A 12,801-nucleotide genomic window follows, 5' to 3' on the forward strand; every position below is an offset into this window, starting at 1 on the left:
TTAGCGGGAAGCCTGGGTAAGCGGGGCACGTTTGGCGTTGAAGCTTTTGTCGAAGCCTTGGGAGACGTCGATGTGCTTGGTCAGCAGGCCTTCGTCCTGATAGATGTCGGCGGTGGTTTGCAGGCCGCTGATCACCGAGTCGTCAATCGCCACCGGTTGCATATGGGTGGCGTTGGCCACGGCTACGTGCACCTCCAGCGGCAAGCCGGTGATTTTGGCCATGGCGGCGGCGAACGCCTGCGGGTGATCGTTGCTCCAGCGGTAGGCGCGGTCGACCCGGGCCACGAAGTCGTCCAGCTGCACGCGCTTGTCGGCAATTGCCTTGCTGGTGGCGGCGAGGTACAGGTGATTGCTCAGCAGGTTGTTGCCGCTGGCAAGAACTCTTGCCTGGCTCTGGCTGGTGACCACGGTGGTGTAGGGGTCCCAGGTCGACCAGGCATCGGCGGTGCCGTTATCCAGCACCAGCCGTGACTCGCTGGGCAGCAGGAAGATGAACTGCACGTCGTGGGTGGAAAGGCCGGCGCTGCGCAGCGCCTTGATCGCCAGGAAGTGCCCGATGGAGCCGCGGGTGGTGACGATGCGCTTGCCCTTGAGGTCGGCAAGATCGTGGATCGGAGAATCTTTCGGAACAATCAGCGCGGTGGTGTTGCGGCCTTCGGCGTGGATGATGCTCACCACCTTCAGCGGTGCTCCGGCACCGAGGGCGAACACGTAGGGCGCATCCCCCAGCGCGCCGATGTCCACGGCCCCGGCGTTGAGGGCTTCGCCCAGCGGTGCGGCGGCGGGGAACTCGGACCACTGGATTTCGTAGGGCACATCCCGGGTTTCGCCGGCGACTTCCAGCAGCGCCTTGATGGTGGATTTCTGGTTGGCCACTCGCAGGGGCTGCAGGTCGGCGGCCTGGCAAGTCGCACCCAGGGTGAGGGTGGCCAGTAAAAGGGCAAGGGTAAAGCGCATCAGGCGGGCTCCAGGCTAGGTCTTGCGTTCAGTCGCCTCCGCCTGGAGAAGGGGTCGGCTGGTAGTGGGAAGAGGAGCGAGCGGGCTCGCTCCTGGGGGTGTTCAGATCACATAAAACCCGTGGGTGCCGTCGCGGGCCAGCTGGTCCACCAGGCCGAACTCCCAGTCGAGGTAGGCCTGCATGGCTTCCTTCGGATTGTCGGTGCCTTCGTACGGGCGGCGGTAGCGGTCGATGCGCGGTGAAGCGAGGCGGGTCTCGCCTTCCTCCAGCGGCAGTTGCGCGGCGATCCAGCTGGCAGTGCCGTCCTGCAGCAGGAACACGGGCTTGCCGGTCAGCGCTTCGACTTGCGCTACCGCGAGGCGCGCCAGCTGGCTGCTGCCACAGGTCAACACGTAGCGTTCGGCAGCAGGCACCTTGCGCAAGGCTTCGGGCAACTGCCCGCGCAACGCCCACCAGGCACCGGGAATGTGGCGCTTGACGTAGTTGGCGCTGGCGGTGAAATCCAGTACTGCGGTGTCGCCATGAGCCTGCCATTCGGCGAGGGTGTGCGGGCTGATCAACTCGGCCTGTTGCGGCGCCGGGACGGGGGCAACCCAGGCCCCCGGTTCGCTGAAGTGCGCAGGTTGCAGGTCATCCAGCACATGCACTTCCCAACCCAGTTGTGCGAGCCAGGACGCAGACATATTGGCCCGCACGCCGTCGTCATCCACCAGTACCAGCCGGGCGCCGCGTACGCTGGCGACGTGATCGGTTTCCTGCACCAGTTGGCCGCCCGGTGTGGAGCGCGAGCCGGGCAGGTGGCCGGCTTCGAATTCTTCCGGGGTGCGTACGTCGAACAGGTAAGTGGTGCGCGCCGCTTCCTGCTGCCAGCGTTGCAGGTCGGCGAGGGTGGCGCGGCCTACGCGGGCCTTGTCGGCGACTTGGCGGGCGTCCCTGGCGGCGATCTGGCGGTGTTCTTCCGAGGTCGGCGCGAAGCGTCGAGCCTGGCCGTGTTGCAGCTTCTGCCCGGCCAGGGTCCAGCCGATGGTGCCGTTGCGCAGGGCAGACACCGGGTTGGCGATGCCGGCATTGATCAGCGACTGGGTGCCGATGATGCTGCGGGTACGCCCGGCGCAGTTGACGATAATGCGGGTGGCCGGGTCCGGTGCCAGCTCACGGGCGCGCAGCACCAGTTCGGCGCCGGGCACGCTGATGCCGGTGGGAATGCTCATGGTCTGGTATTCATCGAAGCGGCGGGCGTCGAGCACCACCACGTCGGCGTTGCTGTCGAGCAACGCCTGCACTTCTTCAGCCGCGAGCGACGGTGTGTGGCGCTGGCTTTCCACCAGCTCGCCAAAGGATTTGCTTGGCACGTTGACGTCGATAAACAGCTCGCCACCGGCGCTGCGCCAACCGTCCAGGCCGCCTTCCAGCAGGCTGACCTCGGTATAGCCGAGCGCCTGCAAGCGCTGGGCGGCGATCTGTGCCAGGCCTTCACCGTTGTCGTACACCGTCACCTGGGTATCCCGGCGTGGGATGCGTGAATACACTTCCAGTTCCAGTTTCGACAGCGGGATATTCGCGGCGAACAGCGGGTGGGATTCGGCGAAAGGCGCTTCCTCGCGCACATCCACAAGGGCGACTTCTTCACGGTCCAGCAGGGCCTGGCGAATCTGGGCGAAGCTGCGGTTCGATACAGTCATGGGGCAGGGCTCTCTTTGGACAGGGCGTCTTTGGACAAATCCCAGATGTTCGGGAGAAAAGCGTTGGAATAACCGGAGATAAACAGTTTCTCGCTGCCGTCCGGCTGGTACACGGCGCGGCGTACCGCACCGATGTTGGCGCCATACACATGAATGCTGATGGACACCTGGTCACTGAAGGCATTGCTGACTTGATGGATGTCACCGATCTTCGGCGACACGGCTTCCACCTGGCCGGGTTCCAGCTGGATGCGCTTGCCGTCGGCGACCAGTGCGCCCTCGGCGTTACGCTCAAAGCCCTGGGAATACTCGGAACCGCGCAGCATGCCGATCAGCCCCCACACGCGATGGTCATGGATCGGCGTGGTCTGCCCCGGCCCCCACACAAAGCTGACGATGCTGAAGCGCTGGCGCGAATCGGCGTGCAGCAGGAATTGCTGATAACGCTCGGGGTCGGGTTGGGCAAACTCGTCCGGCAGCCAGTCATCGTGGCTGACCAGTTGCGCCAGCAGCTTGCCGCCGCGGTGCAGCAGGTCGCCTTCGCGAGGGTTGCCGTCGATCAATTCCGCCAGGGCGCCAATGAATGCTCTGAGTCTCTCCGGGTGTCGGGCCTGGGTCATGACAATTCCATCGTGGGTGGTTCGTGGTGATGGGTTTATCTAAGCATAATGTTTATAGTTAATATGCTATTTTTTAATGATTAGGTTATAGCGGAAAGTAATTTAGAACCGGTTTGAATAGCGTTAGACGTTATCGATCCGGGGGTTGGGCTATCCAGCCACCGTTTATGGAACTATGCTTTTCACACATCTTAATGACTGTTCTCTATGTGCGGCCCAAATGAAAATTGACGATATCGATGCCTTTGTCGAAGTGATTCGTTGCCAGTCCATCAGCCATGCCGCCGAGTCGCTGCAACTGACCCAGCCGGCCATTACCCGTCGCGTGCAGAACTTCGAGCAGGCGCTGGGGGTGGAGTTGTTCGACCGCAACACCAAGCCGCTCAAGCCTACTTTGATCGGAACGCGGGTGTATGAACAGTGCCGTTCGATCCTTCGGGAAATGGACGCCCTGCGGGAACTGGTGGCCACCGACGCGCCGCCCACCGGCCTGCTGCGCCTGGGGGTGCCGCAGACCATTGGCGACGTGGTGTTGCTGGACGCCCTCAAGCACCTGCGCAGTGAATTCCCCGAGCTGCGGGCCCAGGTGGCTACCGGCTGGGGCAGCCAACTGGTGGGCAAGATCGAGCGCGGCGAACTGGACGCGGCGGCGGCGCTGTTTCCGGCGGGCAAGATCTTCCCGGACAACATCGTCGGCGAGTCCATCGGCAAGATGGAACTGGTGGTGGTGTGTGCCAAGGCTCAACTGCCGAAGAAGCCCTGCAAGCTGGCGGACGTGTACCAGAATGGCTGGATCCTGAACCCGGATGGCTGCGGTTTCCGTGCCGGGTTGCAACGCACCCTGTCGGACCAGGGCCTGGCGTTGCGGGTCAACCTGGAGACCTTCGGCACCGAGCTACAGTTGGGCCTGGTGGCTGACGGCCTGGGCCTCGGCCTGGTGCCACGCCCGCTGCTGGAGCGCAGCGCCCATCGCGATCAACTGGCGGCCATGCCACTGAAGGACTTCAAGCCGGTGATGGACCTGTGGCTGATCTACCCGCATTTCCTGGGCAACCTGCAAGGGCCGGTGGACGCGTTTGGCAAGCTGGTGGCGGCGTCGTTGCACAAGGTGCGCAATGCGGCGTGATATGAAAAAAAATAATAATTAGCTTAGATTAAAATGTGCTTTTTATTATTTTTGGTCATCCCCTAGGCTTGCCTGGAAGTCCTTAAGGCCATCCAGGAAGTTTTGCCATGAGCAGCGTCACCTCGATCTCCAGTGTCTCGAACAACGTCCGCCAGCGGGTTACCCCGGAAGAGTGGGAGGTGCGCGTTAAACTTGCGGCGGCCTATCGGCTGGCGGCCTTGTACAAGTGGACCGACCACATCTACACGCACTTCTCCGCCCGGGTGCCGGGGCCTGAGGAGCATTTCCTGATCAATGCCTACGGGCTGTTGTTCGATGAGATCAGCGCTTCGAATCTGGTCAAGGTGGATATCGACGGCACGATTGTCGATGACCCTACGGGCCTGGGGATCAACTATGCGGGCTATGTGATCCACAGCGCAATCCATGCGGCTCGCCACGATTTGCAGGCCGTGCTGCATACGCATACGCGCGACGGTATTGCGGTGTCGGCGCAGAAGGACGGGTTGTTGCCGATCTCCCAGCATTCCATCGGGTTTTCCGGGCGCGTTGCGTACCACGGGTATGAAGGTGTGGCCCTTGACCTGGATGAGCGTGAGCGGTTGGTGGCGGACCTGGGGGACAAGAGTGTGATGATCTTGCGCAACCATGGATTGCTGACGGCGGGGGTGAGTGTGGAGCATGCGTTCCAGCAGCTGCAGGGGCTGGAGCGGGCGTGCAATATCCAGATTGCGGCGCAGGCGGGGGGGAATGCCGAGTTGATCTTTCCGCCGGCGGAGGTGGTGGCCAAGGTGGAGAAGCAGGCAGAAGTGTTCAAGAGCGGGGATGGGCCGGGAGTGGCGCGGCACTGGAATGCGTTGATTCGGCAATTGGAGCGTACGGATACTGATTACAAACTTTGACGTTGTGGGGTTGGTATTTACGCTTGGTTGTGGGTGTATATCCGTTATTTGGGTGATGGCCGCCATTGGTTCCGCTCTTACAGCGGCTCACTTTTGAACAGCGCAAAAGTAAGCAAAACGCTCTTTCCCCACCACTCGGCACCTCGCCTAGGCTCGGTGTGCCCTCACTCCGGCATTACTCCGCGGGCCGCCGCGACGGGGCGTCCCTGCCCCGTCGCGGCTAAACCGGCGTCCTGCCGGTTTACCCGCTCCGTAATACCTGCGTTCGGCCAGCGTGGTTTAACGGGGCGCCTAAGATCAAAATCAAGATCAAAAGCAGATCAAGAGCACAGCGGCCTACCGGCCGGCTTGAGTGTTTAAAAAGCCAAATCAAAAGCTAAAGCGGGCACGGTCCACTGTAGGCGCTGGCTTGCCGGCGATGGCATCACCTCGGTGTACCTGCAAGACCGAGTTGCCTGCATCGCCGGCAAGCCAGCTCCTACAGAAAAACAGAACCACCCCCCCACAGAAAAGCAGAGCTGCATCAGCTTCAGATTTGGCTTTCGCTCTGGATCTTGCCTTTGCTTTTAACACTCAAGCCGGCCGGGAGGCCGCTGTGCTGTTGCTTTTGATCTTGATCTGCGGGCCCCGTCAACCACGATGGCCGCAAGTAGGCACGGTGGAGCGGGTAAATCGGCAGGGAAGCCGATTTAGCCGCGCCGGGCCATGGATGGCCCGTCGCGGCGGCCCGCGGAGCCGTGCCGGAGTGCGGGCATGCCGAGCCTAGGCGAGGCACCGAGTGGTGGGGCAAAGACCTTTTGGTTACTTTTGGCTGGGCCGGCATTCCGGGCGTTTGCCAAAAGTGACCCGCTGTAAGAGCGGAACCATAAGCCGCCGTTACCGAAGAAACGGATATGTACTCGGTCCCCCTCCCTCAGGCCACTTTTCCAGCCGCCTGGCGCTCCCGCTCAGCCACCAACTGCCGAGTCAGCGGAATCAGCCTCTTCCCGTAATTAATAGCATCATTCAGCGGATCAAACCCACGAATCAAAAACGTCGTGATACCCAGGTCGTAATAATCCAGCAACGCCTCGGCCACTTGATCGGCCGTACCCACCAGCGATGTAGAGTTACCCTGCGCCCCCAGCAACCCCGCAATCCCGGTCCACAACCGCTTATCCAACCGCGACCCCTGGGCCGCCGCCGCCAACAGCCGCCGCGACCCCTCATTCGGCGGTTCACGCCTCACAAACCCATTCTTCTCAGCCAACGCCGTCGCCTGCTCCAGAATGCTATCCGCACGCTCCCAAGCCAGCGCTTCAGTCTCTGCCAGAATCGGCCGCAACGACAAACTGAAGCGAACCGTACGCCCATGCCTGGCCGCCTCAGCCCGCACATGGGCGACCACTTCCTTCACCTGCTCGTAGGTCTCACCCCACAGCGCATACACATCCGCATGCTTGCCCGCCACCGCAATGGCCGCCGCTGAAGACCCGCCAAAATACAACGGTATATGCGGCTGCTGCGGCGACTTCACCGTCGAAAACGCACCCTCGTACCGGTAGTAAGTGCCGTGATGGTCGAAGGGCTTTTCACTGGTCCATTCCTGCCGCACCACGCTCAAGTACTCGTCGGTGCGCGCATAACGCTCATCCTTGTCGATATGACTGCCATCGGCCCGCAGTTCACGGTCGTCGCCGCCGGTGATGATGTGCACCGCGGTGCGCCCGCCGTTGAACACATCCAGCGTGGCGAACTGTCGCGCAGCGAGGGTGGGTTGGACGAAGCCGGGCCGGTGGGCAATCAGGAACTGCAGCTTTTTCGTCACGCTGGCCGCATGGGCAGCGATCAACGTACTGTCCGGGCTGTTGGAATGGAAGGCCACCAGCGCGCGGTCGAAGCCGGCCTCTTCGTGGGCGCGGGCCACGGTCTCCACGTAGTCGGGCTGCAAGGTCGGGCCGCTGCGAGGGTGGATCTCGGAGGCGTGGTGGCCGCCGATATAGCCGATAAATTCGATGCTCATGGTCAGTCCTTGTTGAGGGCAGGAATAAAGCTGCTATCGAAAATAGGGGCCGCACCCGGGCCTGTAAAATGCCGATTGGTTCTATCCTAATTATAAAAATACAGAATCATAGTTTTAGATCGTTATCAGTAATGCGCATTTTAATCGTATTAGGTTATTCCCAAATAGAATTTCACTGAGGTTTTTTATGCGAATAGCATGAAACCGCAGCGGCGCTCCTGGCCGTGTTCTTGATGAGGAAGGAAGCCCGATGACTGAAAAGTCCGTTAACGCCAGTTCGTTTTCCGTCGACAAGGCCGAGGGTCAAGCCGGTGTTGCATCCCGCTTGATTCCGCGCTGGCTGCGCAACTGGCGCACCCCCGATGTGTTGCTGCGGCTGGTCAGCCCGATTGTGTTGCTGTTGCTGTGGGAACTGGCCTCCGAGCTGGGCTTGATCCCGGCACGGATCATCGCCGCGCCTTCTCAGATTGGCGGCACCCTGTGGGCGATGATCGTCTCCGGAGAGCTGGGCAAGCACCTGCTGGTGTCCCTGCAACGGGCGCTGCTGGGCTTGAGCATCGGCGTGAGTATCGGGGTGGTGGCCGCGTTGATCACCGGCCTGTCGAAGCGCGGCGAGGTAATCCTCGACTCACCGATGCAGATGCTGCGCACCATTCCTTCCCTGGCACTGGTGCCGTTGTTCATCCTCTGGTTCGGCATCGGCGAGTTCACCAAGATCGCACTTATCGTTACCGGTACCACCTTTCCGGTGTACCTCAACCTGTTCGCCGGCATCCGCAACATCGACCCCAAACTGATCGAGGCCGCCAACACCCTCGGCCTCAACCGTCGCGAGCTGATCTGGCACGTGATCCTGCCGGGCTCGTTGCCTTCGTTTTTTGTCGGCCTGCGCTATTCCCTGGGCATCTCCTGGCTGGCCCTGGTGTTTGTCGAGCAAATCAACACCACCGCCGGTATCGGCTACCTGGCCAGTGATGCGCGGGACTTCATGCGCACCGACGTGATCGTGATCTGCCTGTTGATCTATAGCGTGCTGGGCCTGCTGATCGACGGCTTGATCCGCACCCTGGAACGTTTTGCCCTGGCCTGGCGCCCATCGTTTGTGAGGAACTGACATGTCGATTCTCGAAGCTTCAACAGCACCGGTGCAGTTGCGCAATGTGGTGCGCCAGTTCGGCCAGCAGCGGGTCATCGACGGCCTGGACCTGGATATCGCCCCGGGGGAGTTCGTTGCGTTGCTGGGTGCCAGCGGTTCCGGCAAGACCACTTTGCTGCGCAGCCTCGCGGGCCTGGACAGCATCGACAGCGGCCAGTTGCGCGTGCCCAAGGCCCGGGCGGCGGTGTTCCAGGAGCCGCGCCTGATGCCGTGGAAGCGCGCCTGGAAAAACGTGATTCTCGGCCTGCGGGTTCCCGACGCCAAGGCCCGTGCGGTGCAGGCGTTGACGGAAGTCGGGCTGGCCCATCGGCTGGAGGCGTACCCGGCGACCCTCTCCGGCGGCGAGGCCCAGCGCGTGGCATTGGCCCGCGGCCTGGTGCGCGAGCCCAAGCTGCTGTTGCTCGACGAACCCTTCGCCGCGCTGGATGCGCTGACCCGCATCAAGATGCATCGCCTGATCACCGAACTCTGGCGCAAACACACGCCGGCCGTGTTGCTGGTGACCCACGACGTCGACGAAGCGATCCTGCTGGCCGACCGCGTGATCGTGCTGGCGGAGGGCAAGATTGCCGAGCAACTGCGCATCGACCTGCCCCGTGCACGGGATACCGGCCAGGACGGTTTCCAGGCGATTCGCGCGCGCTTGCTGAACCTGTTGGGGGTTGAAGTGGACGCCCCTGCCGCCCAGCCTGCGAACGCCAGCGTCAGGCGGTTTGCCCATGGTTGAATTCAGAACCCTTTGCCTGTTGGCGGCTGCACTGCTGATGGGCGGCTGCGACAAAGCCGCTGAAGCGCCGAAGTCAGCATCGGATCTGTCGGGTGTGACCTTGATCCTCGGTGACCAGGCCAAGGGCTTGCGCACGGTGGTGGAGGCCGCCCACGCCCTGGATGGCATCGACTACAAGGTCCAGTGGGCCAACTTCCAGGGCGCCGCGCCGCTGTTCGAAGCCTTGCGCGCCGGCGCCGTGGACCTCGGCCCGGCCGGGGATACGCCGGTGCTGGCGGCTGCCACCGGAGGCTCGCCGCTGCGTATCGTTGCGGTGCGCCGCAGTCAGGCGCGCAGCATTGCGATCCTGGTGCCGCCCGATTCACCGATCCACAGCGTGGCCGATCTGAAAGGACGCAATGTGGTGGTGTCGTCGGCCCGTGGGAGCATTTCCCAGTACCTGCTGATCCGCGCCCTGGCGAATGCCGGCGTGGATGAAAAGGACGTCAACGTCGGCTTCGTGCTGCCCACCGATGCATTACCTGCGTTCAACGCCGGCAAGATCGAAGCCTGGGCGACCTTCGGGGTGTACCAGGCGTTCGCCGAACAGCAGGGCGCGCGGGTGCTGATCAGCGGGGAGGGCATCAATACCGGCCTGACGTTTATTACCGCGTCCGATGAAGTGCTCACCGACCCGCTCAAGCGCCAGGCGTTGCGTGACGTTTTGCAGCGGTTCGCCAAGGCTTTTGAATGGGCGCAGCAGAACCCCGAGGAATACGCACGGGTGTTTGCCACGGTCAACGATATCCCGCTCAAGGTTTCACAGTTGCTGCGCACATGGGGTGATGAGTCGCTGCTGCCGGTAGAGGAGCGGGATGTGCAGGCGTTGCAGCAGGTGGATGATTTGTTTGTGGAAAAGAAGATTTTCCCGCACCGGGTAGAGGTACGGAAACTGACGGATACCGAGGTGTTTTCGCCGCAATCGCTGGCTGGCGCGCCCTGAAGTCGTTGTGTTTTGCCCGGACCTGAGGTCTCATGGGTCCGGGAAAAACTTGCGGGTAGGGAACAGCACTTGATACGGGAAGAACTGGCGCAATATGGCGGTATCACCGTCATGATTCCGGCCGCAGTGGTGATCGCCGTCTGGCTCTGGTATTCCCGGCCCCAGGCGGTCAAGTGGTGGCTGATGACCATCGCCTGCACCTATTCCATCGTGGCGTTCAGCAAGTTGCTGTTCAAGGGCTGGGGCGTGGCGCTCCAGCAGCTGGATATTGCGGTGCTCAGCGGTCACGCCATGAATACGTCGTTGATGGTGCCCGTGGCGATGAGCCTGGTGGCGCGCCGGGTCAACCCCGAGTGGCGCTGGCCCGCAGCTATCGCCGGGATGTTGATCGCCGGCTGGTTCAGTGCCTATTGCGTGGCACCCTATATTCACCCACTCAACGAAGCACTGGCCGGTGGCTTTTTGGGCGGCATGGCGGCACTGGCGTTTCTGTGGCGCCTTGAGGTGGTTGAAGTGCGGGTTTCCCCATCGTTGATCGGTGGGGGAATGGTGATCCTGTTGTTAAGTGCGATGGCACCCAAGTACAACGCCGAGAAGCTGCTCAACCATGTGGCAGTGGCCGTATCAGGTGCCGACCAGGCCCATCAGGAGCCTTCCTGGCGGGCCTCTTCCATGCAGTTGAACGCCGAGTAAGTGGCCAGGTCCAGGGCCAGGTTACTTTCCACCAGCAGCTCCAGCAGGACCGTCTGGCAATTGAAGCGCCGGGCATCGCCACGGCGCTGCGAACGCTTCATCTGCTTGAACAACGTGTCGGTTATGTCCTGCGGTGAGTTGCCGCGCAACTGATCCAGCCAGTGGGACATGATCCGGGTGTTGTGCGCATATTGCTCCGCCGGCAGTTGTTCGTGCGGTGCCAGGCCCACGAAACCTTCAAACGTGTTCGTCAGCCTTTTCAAGGCGTAGGCCCGTTTCAGATCCTCATAAATGCTCATGGCCGCTCCTCGGTGCAGGAAATATTCGCCAATAGTTCGGCCGTCTTCATTTGCATCAGGTGGCTGTCGCCGCGGCTCTCCACGCACAGGCAGATGGACAGGGGATTGCTCACCTGCAACTTGAAGCGCCAGTCGGCGAACACCATTGAAAGCCCGGTACAGGATTCGTCACTGTCCAGGGAATGGCCGGCGTATAACACCTGCATGCGTTCTACAACGGTGGTTGAACTATTAACCTTGACGTGAATGTTTCCCGAAGAAGGAAACAGGCCGATACGCTCTACCAATAGCTTTGAACTTTTCATGGCCGTCCCTCGCTGTTAATTCACGTATTACTTTATTCTCAAGAGGTGAAAAAGTAAGCGGATGTTATTTTTAGTCTGTTATTAAGTTGAATGTTATTTCTTGTCTGTTCAGCGCCGCTATCAGTCACTTCTTTGCACTCGGCTGATTTCTGCCAATGGCAAGTTGATGCGTTGTTCCCGTTGCAGGAAGTTCATCAGCAACACCACCCGTTCCTCACCGTCCATGGCCAGGAAGACCGCTTCAAGTTCGGCAAACGGCCCTTCATTGATGCGCACGCTTTCGCCGGGCTGCAACAGGGCGCTCACCACGGCCTGGTGGTCGCGCTCCTGGAGTTCGTCCACCAGCGTGTCGCTGATGGGCAACGGGTGCGCGCCGAATGCCACGACCCGCGACACACCGCGGGTCGAGCGCAGTGAGCTCCAGCTGTCCTGCTGGCTCATTTGAATAAACAGATAGCCTGGAAACAACGATTCACGGGTGGTCCTGCGCTGGCCCTTCAACAGCCGTTCGCGTTTATAGGTAGACCGGAAGCAGGTATAGCCCTGGCGCTGGAGGTGCTCCTCGGCGCGCTCGTCCTGCCGGGATTTGCACTGGACCAGGTACCAGGCTTTGTTGGCATTTGCGCTCATGGGCGTTCCTCTTCCTATATTAGGGCGATACGTGACAAGGCTGTAATTTAAAGCCGATGGGGGTGACGAAGTAATGAATGTTATAAATTGTCGTGTTGAAGGCGGTGGTTGTTATTTTTCGTCCGGAGATAATTTTGGGGGAAGTAAGGGTTACGTGTTAATAAATACTGCCGTGAAGTAATGAAGTTGAAGAGGTTGCTTCATGGGGTAATGGATGGCCCGGGGATAGTGCCTTGTTTAAAAGAGTGTTGATTGTCTGTATTGGCAATGTTTGCCGTAGTCCCACCGCGGAAAGTCTTTTGCGTGGCGCACTCCCGTGCTCCGATATCAAGATCAGTTCTGCAGGCATTGCCGCGTTGGTCGGCAAGCCGATTGAAACCACCGCCCGTGCGGTACTCGAAGCCCACGGTCATCCGGCCGACAAGCACCAGGCCACCCAGTTGGCGCCACAGGCGATCAGTGAAGCCGACCTGATCCTGGTCATGGAACGACAGCACATCAATGCCGTACTCAGCATGGCGCCCGAGGCACGAGGCAAGGTCTTGCTGCTGGGCAAATGGCAAAACGAGCGAGAGATCAGCGACCCGTACCGTCAAGGCAAGGCCGCGTTTGTGCACGCTTATGCGTTGATCGAAGAAGCTGTAAACGCATGGGCGCAGCGTCTTGCACGCTGATCGCCACTACTTTTTGAATCGAAATAAAGGCTAAGAATCCGACTT

At 61.0% G+C, this 12,801-nt stretch carries 14 protein-coding genes; 7 read left to right on the top strand and 7 right to left on the bottom strand.

Translation table 11 applies throughout. The annotated features are described in order from the left end of the window. The 3 genes from V6607_RS14120 to V6607_RS14130 all read right to left on the bottom strand — a co-directional run bounded on the left by V6607_RS14120 (position 1) and on the right by V6607_RS14130 (position 3,260). On the bottom strand, positions 1 to 957 hold the full coding sequence (locus V6607_RS14120) for an ABC transporter substrate-binding protein (RefSeq protein WP_134326341.1): 957 nt from the start codon (positions 955 to 957) through the stop codon (positions 1 to 3). A gap of 102 nt (positions 958 to 1,059) precedes the next feature. Then, positions 1,060 to 2,640 carry a rhodanese-related sulfurtransferase gene (locus V6607_RS14125; protein WP_102368807.1) on the bottom strand — a complete coding sequence of 527 codons (1,581 nt, stop codon included), beginning with the start codon at positions 2,638 to 2,640 and terminating at the stop codon, positions 1,060 to 1,062. Continuing rightward, a complete protein-coding gene (locus tag V6607_RS14130) occupies positions 2,637 to 3,260 on the bottom strand; it encodes a cysteine dioxygenase (protein WP_008434600.1) in 624 nt (207 codons plus the stop codon). Before V6607_RS14130 ends, V6607_RS14125 begins: the two co-directional genes overlap by 4 nt. A gap of 220 nt (positions 3,261 to 3,480) precedes the next feature. Between V6607_RS14130 and V6607_RS14135 the strand changes: the two genes are divergently transcribed. Together V6607_RS14135 and V6607_RS14140 are read left to right on the top strand one after the other, a co-directional pair. After that, on the top strand, positions 3,481 to 4,386 hold the full coding sequence (locus V6607_RS14135; RefSeq protein WP_008434597.1) for a LysR family transcriptional regulator: 906 nt from the start codon (positions 3,481 to 3,483) through the stop codon (positions 4,384 to 4,386). Positions 4,387 to 4,493: 107 nt separating this feature from the next. Continuing rightward, a complete protein-coding gene (locus V6607_RS14140; RefSeq protein WP_003211295.1) occupies positions 4,494 to 5,288 on the top strand; it encodes a class II aldolase/adducin family protein in 795 nt (264 codons plus the stop codon). Between the two features lie 913 nt (positions 5,289 to 6,201). Here the strand turns inward: V6607_RS14140 and V6607_RS14145 are convergent. Further along, on the bottom strand, positions 6,202 to 7,290 hold the full coding sequence (locus V6607_RS14145; RefSeq protein WP_134326342.1) for an LLM class flavin-dependent oxidoreductase: 1,089 nt from the start codon (positions 7,288 to 7,290) through the stop codon (positions 6,202 to 6,204). A 250-nt stretch (positions 7,291 to 7,540) separates the two neighbouring features. Between V6607_RS14145 and V6607_RS14150 the strand changes: the two genes are divergently transcribed. The 4 genes from V6607_RS14150 to V6607_RS14165 all read left to right on the top strand — a co-directional run bounded on the left by V6607_RS14150 (position 7,541) and on the right by V6607_RS14165 (position 10,848). Next, positions 7,541 to 8,404, top strand: coding sequence for an ABC transporter permease (locus V6607_RS14150; RefSeq protein ID WP_134326343.1), 864 nt, complete (start codon positions 7,541 to 7,543; stop codon positions 8,402 to 8,404). A 1-nt stretch (position 8,405) separates the two neighbouring features. Beyond that, positions 8,406 to 9,173 carry an ABC transporter ATP-binding protein gene (locus tag V6607_RS14155; protein WP_134326344.1) on the top strand — a complete coding sequence of 256 codons (768 nt, stop codon included), beginning with the start codon at positions 8,406 to 8,408 and terminating at the stop codon, positions 9,171 to 9,173. After that, positions 9,166 to 10,155 carry an ABC transporter substrate-binding protein gene (locus tag V6607_RS14160; RefSeq protein WP_134326345.1) on the top strand — a complete coding sequence of 330 codons (990 nt, stop codon included), beginning with the start codon at positions 9,166 to 9,168 and terminating at the stop codon, positions 10,153 to 10,155. Before V6607_RS14155 ends, V6607_RS14160 begins: the two co-directional genes overlap by 8 nt. 69 nt (positions 10,156 to 10,224) lie before the next feature. After that, a complete protein-coding gene (locus V6607_RS14165; RefSeq protein WP_087694216.1) occupies positions 10,225 to 10,848 on the top strand; it encodes a hypothetical protein in 624 nt (207 codons plus the stop codon). On the opposite strand, the gene V6607_RS14170 is transcribed toward V6607_RS14165, so the two are convergent. From V6607_RS14170 to rfaH, 3 genes are all read right to left on the bottom strand, one after another. Then, positions 10,800 to 11,147: a hypothetical protein gene (locus tag V6607_RS14170; RefSeq protein ID WP_134326346.1), complete on the bottom strand. Its 348-nt coding sequence runs from the start codon at positions 11,145 to 11,147 to the stop codon at positions 10,800 to 10,802. The two genes, V6607_RS14165 and V6607_RS14170, sit on opposite strands and share 49 nt — an antisense overlap. Then, the gene (locus tag V6607_RS14175; protein WP_023658750.1) at positions 11,144 to 11,452 is read right to left on the bottom strand and encodes a hypothetical protein; all 309 of its coding nucleotides are present in this window, start codon (positions 11,450 to 11,452) and stop codon (positions 11,144 to 11,146) included. The genes V6607_RS14170 and V6607_RS14175 overlap by 4 nt, the downstream gene beginning before the upstream one ends. 120 nt (positions 11,453 to 11,572) lie before the next feature. Next, a complete protein-coding gene (gene rfaH, locus V6607_RS14180) occupies positions 11,573 to 12,082 on the bottom strand; it encodes a transcription/translation regulatory transformer protein RfaH (RefSeq protein WP_003211330.1) in 510 nt (169 codons plus the stop codon). Between the two features lie 245 nt (positions 12,083 to 12,327). Between rfaH and V6607_RS14185 the strand changes: the two genes are divergently transcribed. Further along, complete coding sequence (locus V6607_RS14185) at positions 12,328 to 12,756, top strand: low molecular weight protein-tyrosine-phosphatase (protein ID WP_134327655.1); 429 nt, start codon at positions 12,328 to 12,330, stop codon at positions 12,754 to 12,756. The last annotated feature ends 45 nt before the right edge of the window (positions 12,757 to 12,801 follow it).

Origin of the sequence: Pseudomonas sp. KK18, from assembly GCF_037094675.1 — a bacterium.
GTDB lineage: Bacteria > Pseudomonadota > Gammaproteobacteria > Pseudomonadales > Pseudomonadaceae > Aquipseudomonas.

What these genes read in the sequence shown, in the direction of transcription:
- V6607_RS14120 (WP_134326341.1), bottom strand. Translation starts at nt 957, where the DNA reads ATGCGCTTTACCCTTGCCCTTTTACTGGCCACCCTCACCCTGGGTGCG.
- V6607_RS14125 (WP_102368807.1), bottom strand. Translation starts at nt 2,640, where the DNA reads ATGACTGTATCGAACCGCAGCTTCGCCCAGATTCGCCAGGCCCTGCTG.
- V6607_RS14130 (WP_008434600.1), bottom strand. Translation starts at nt 3,260, where the DNA reads ATGACCCAGGCCCGACACCCGGAGAGACTCAGAGCATTCATTGGCGCC.
- V6607_RS14135 (WP_008434597.1), top strand. Translation starts at nt 3,481, where the DNA reads ATGAAAATTGACGATATCGATGCCTTTGTCGAAGTGATTCGTTGCCAG.
- V6607_RS14140 (WP_003211295.1), top strand. Translation starts at nt 4,494, where the DNA reads ATGAGCAGCGTCACCTCGATCTCCAGTGTCTCGAACAACGTCCGCCAG.
- V6607_RS14145 (WP_134326342.1), bottom strand. Translation starts at nt 7,290, where the DNA reads ATGAGCATCGAATTTATCGGCTATATCGGCGGCCACCACGCCTCCGAG.
- V6607_RS14150 (WP_134326343.1), top strand. Translation starts at nt 7,541, where the DNA reads ATGACTGAAAAGTCCGTTAACGCCAGTTCGTTTTCCGTCGACAAGGCC.
- V6607_RS14155 (WP_134326344.1), top strand. Translation starts at nt 8,406, where the DNA reads ATGTCGATTCTCGAAGCTTCAACAGCACCGGTGCAGTTGCGCAATGTG.
- V6607_RS14160 (WP_134326345.1), top strand. Translation starts at nt 9,166, where the DNA reads ATGGTTGAATTCAGAACCCTTTGCCTGTTGGCGGCTGCACTGCTGATG.
- V6607_RS14170 (WP_134326346.1), bottom strand. Translation starts at nt 11,147, where the DNA reads ATGAGCATTTATGAGGATCTGAAACGGGCCTACGCCTTGAAAAGGCTG.
- V6607_RS14175 (WP_023658750.1), bottom strand. Translation starts at nt 11,452, where the DNA reads ATGAAAAGTTCAAAGCTATTGGTAGAGCGTATCGGCCTGTTTCCTTCT.
- rfaH (WP_003211330.1), bottom strand. Translation starts at nt 12,082, where the DNA reads ATGAGCGCAAATGCCAACAAAGCCTGGTACCTGGTCCAGTGCAAATCC.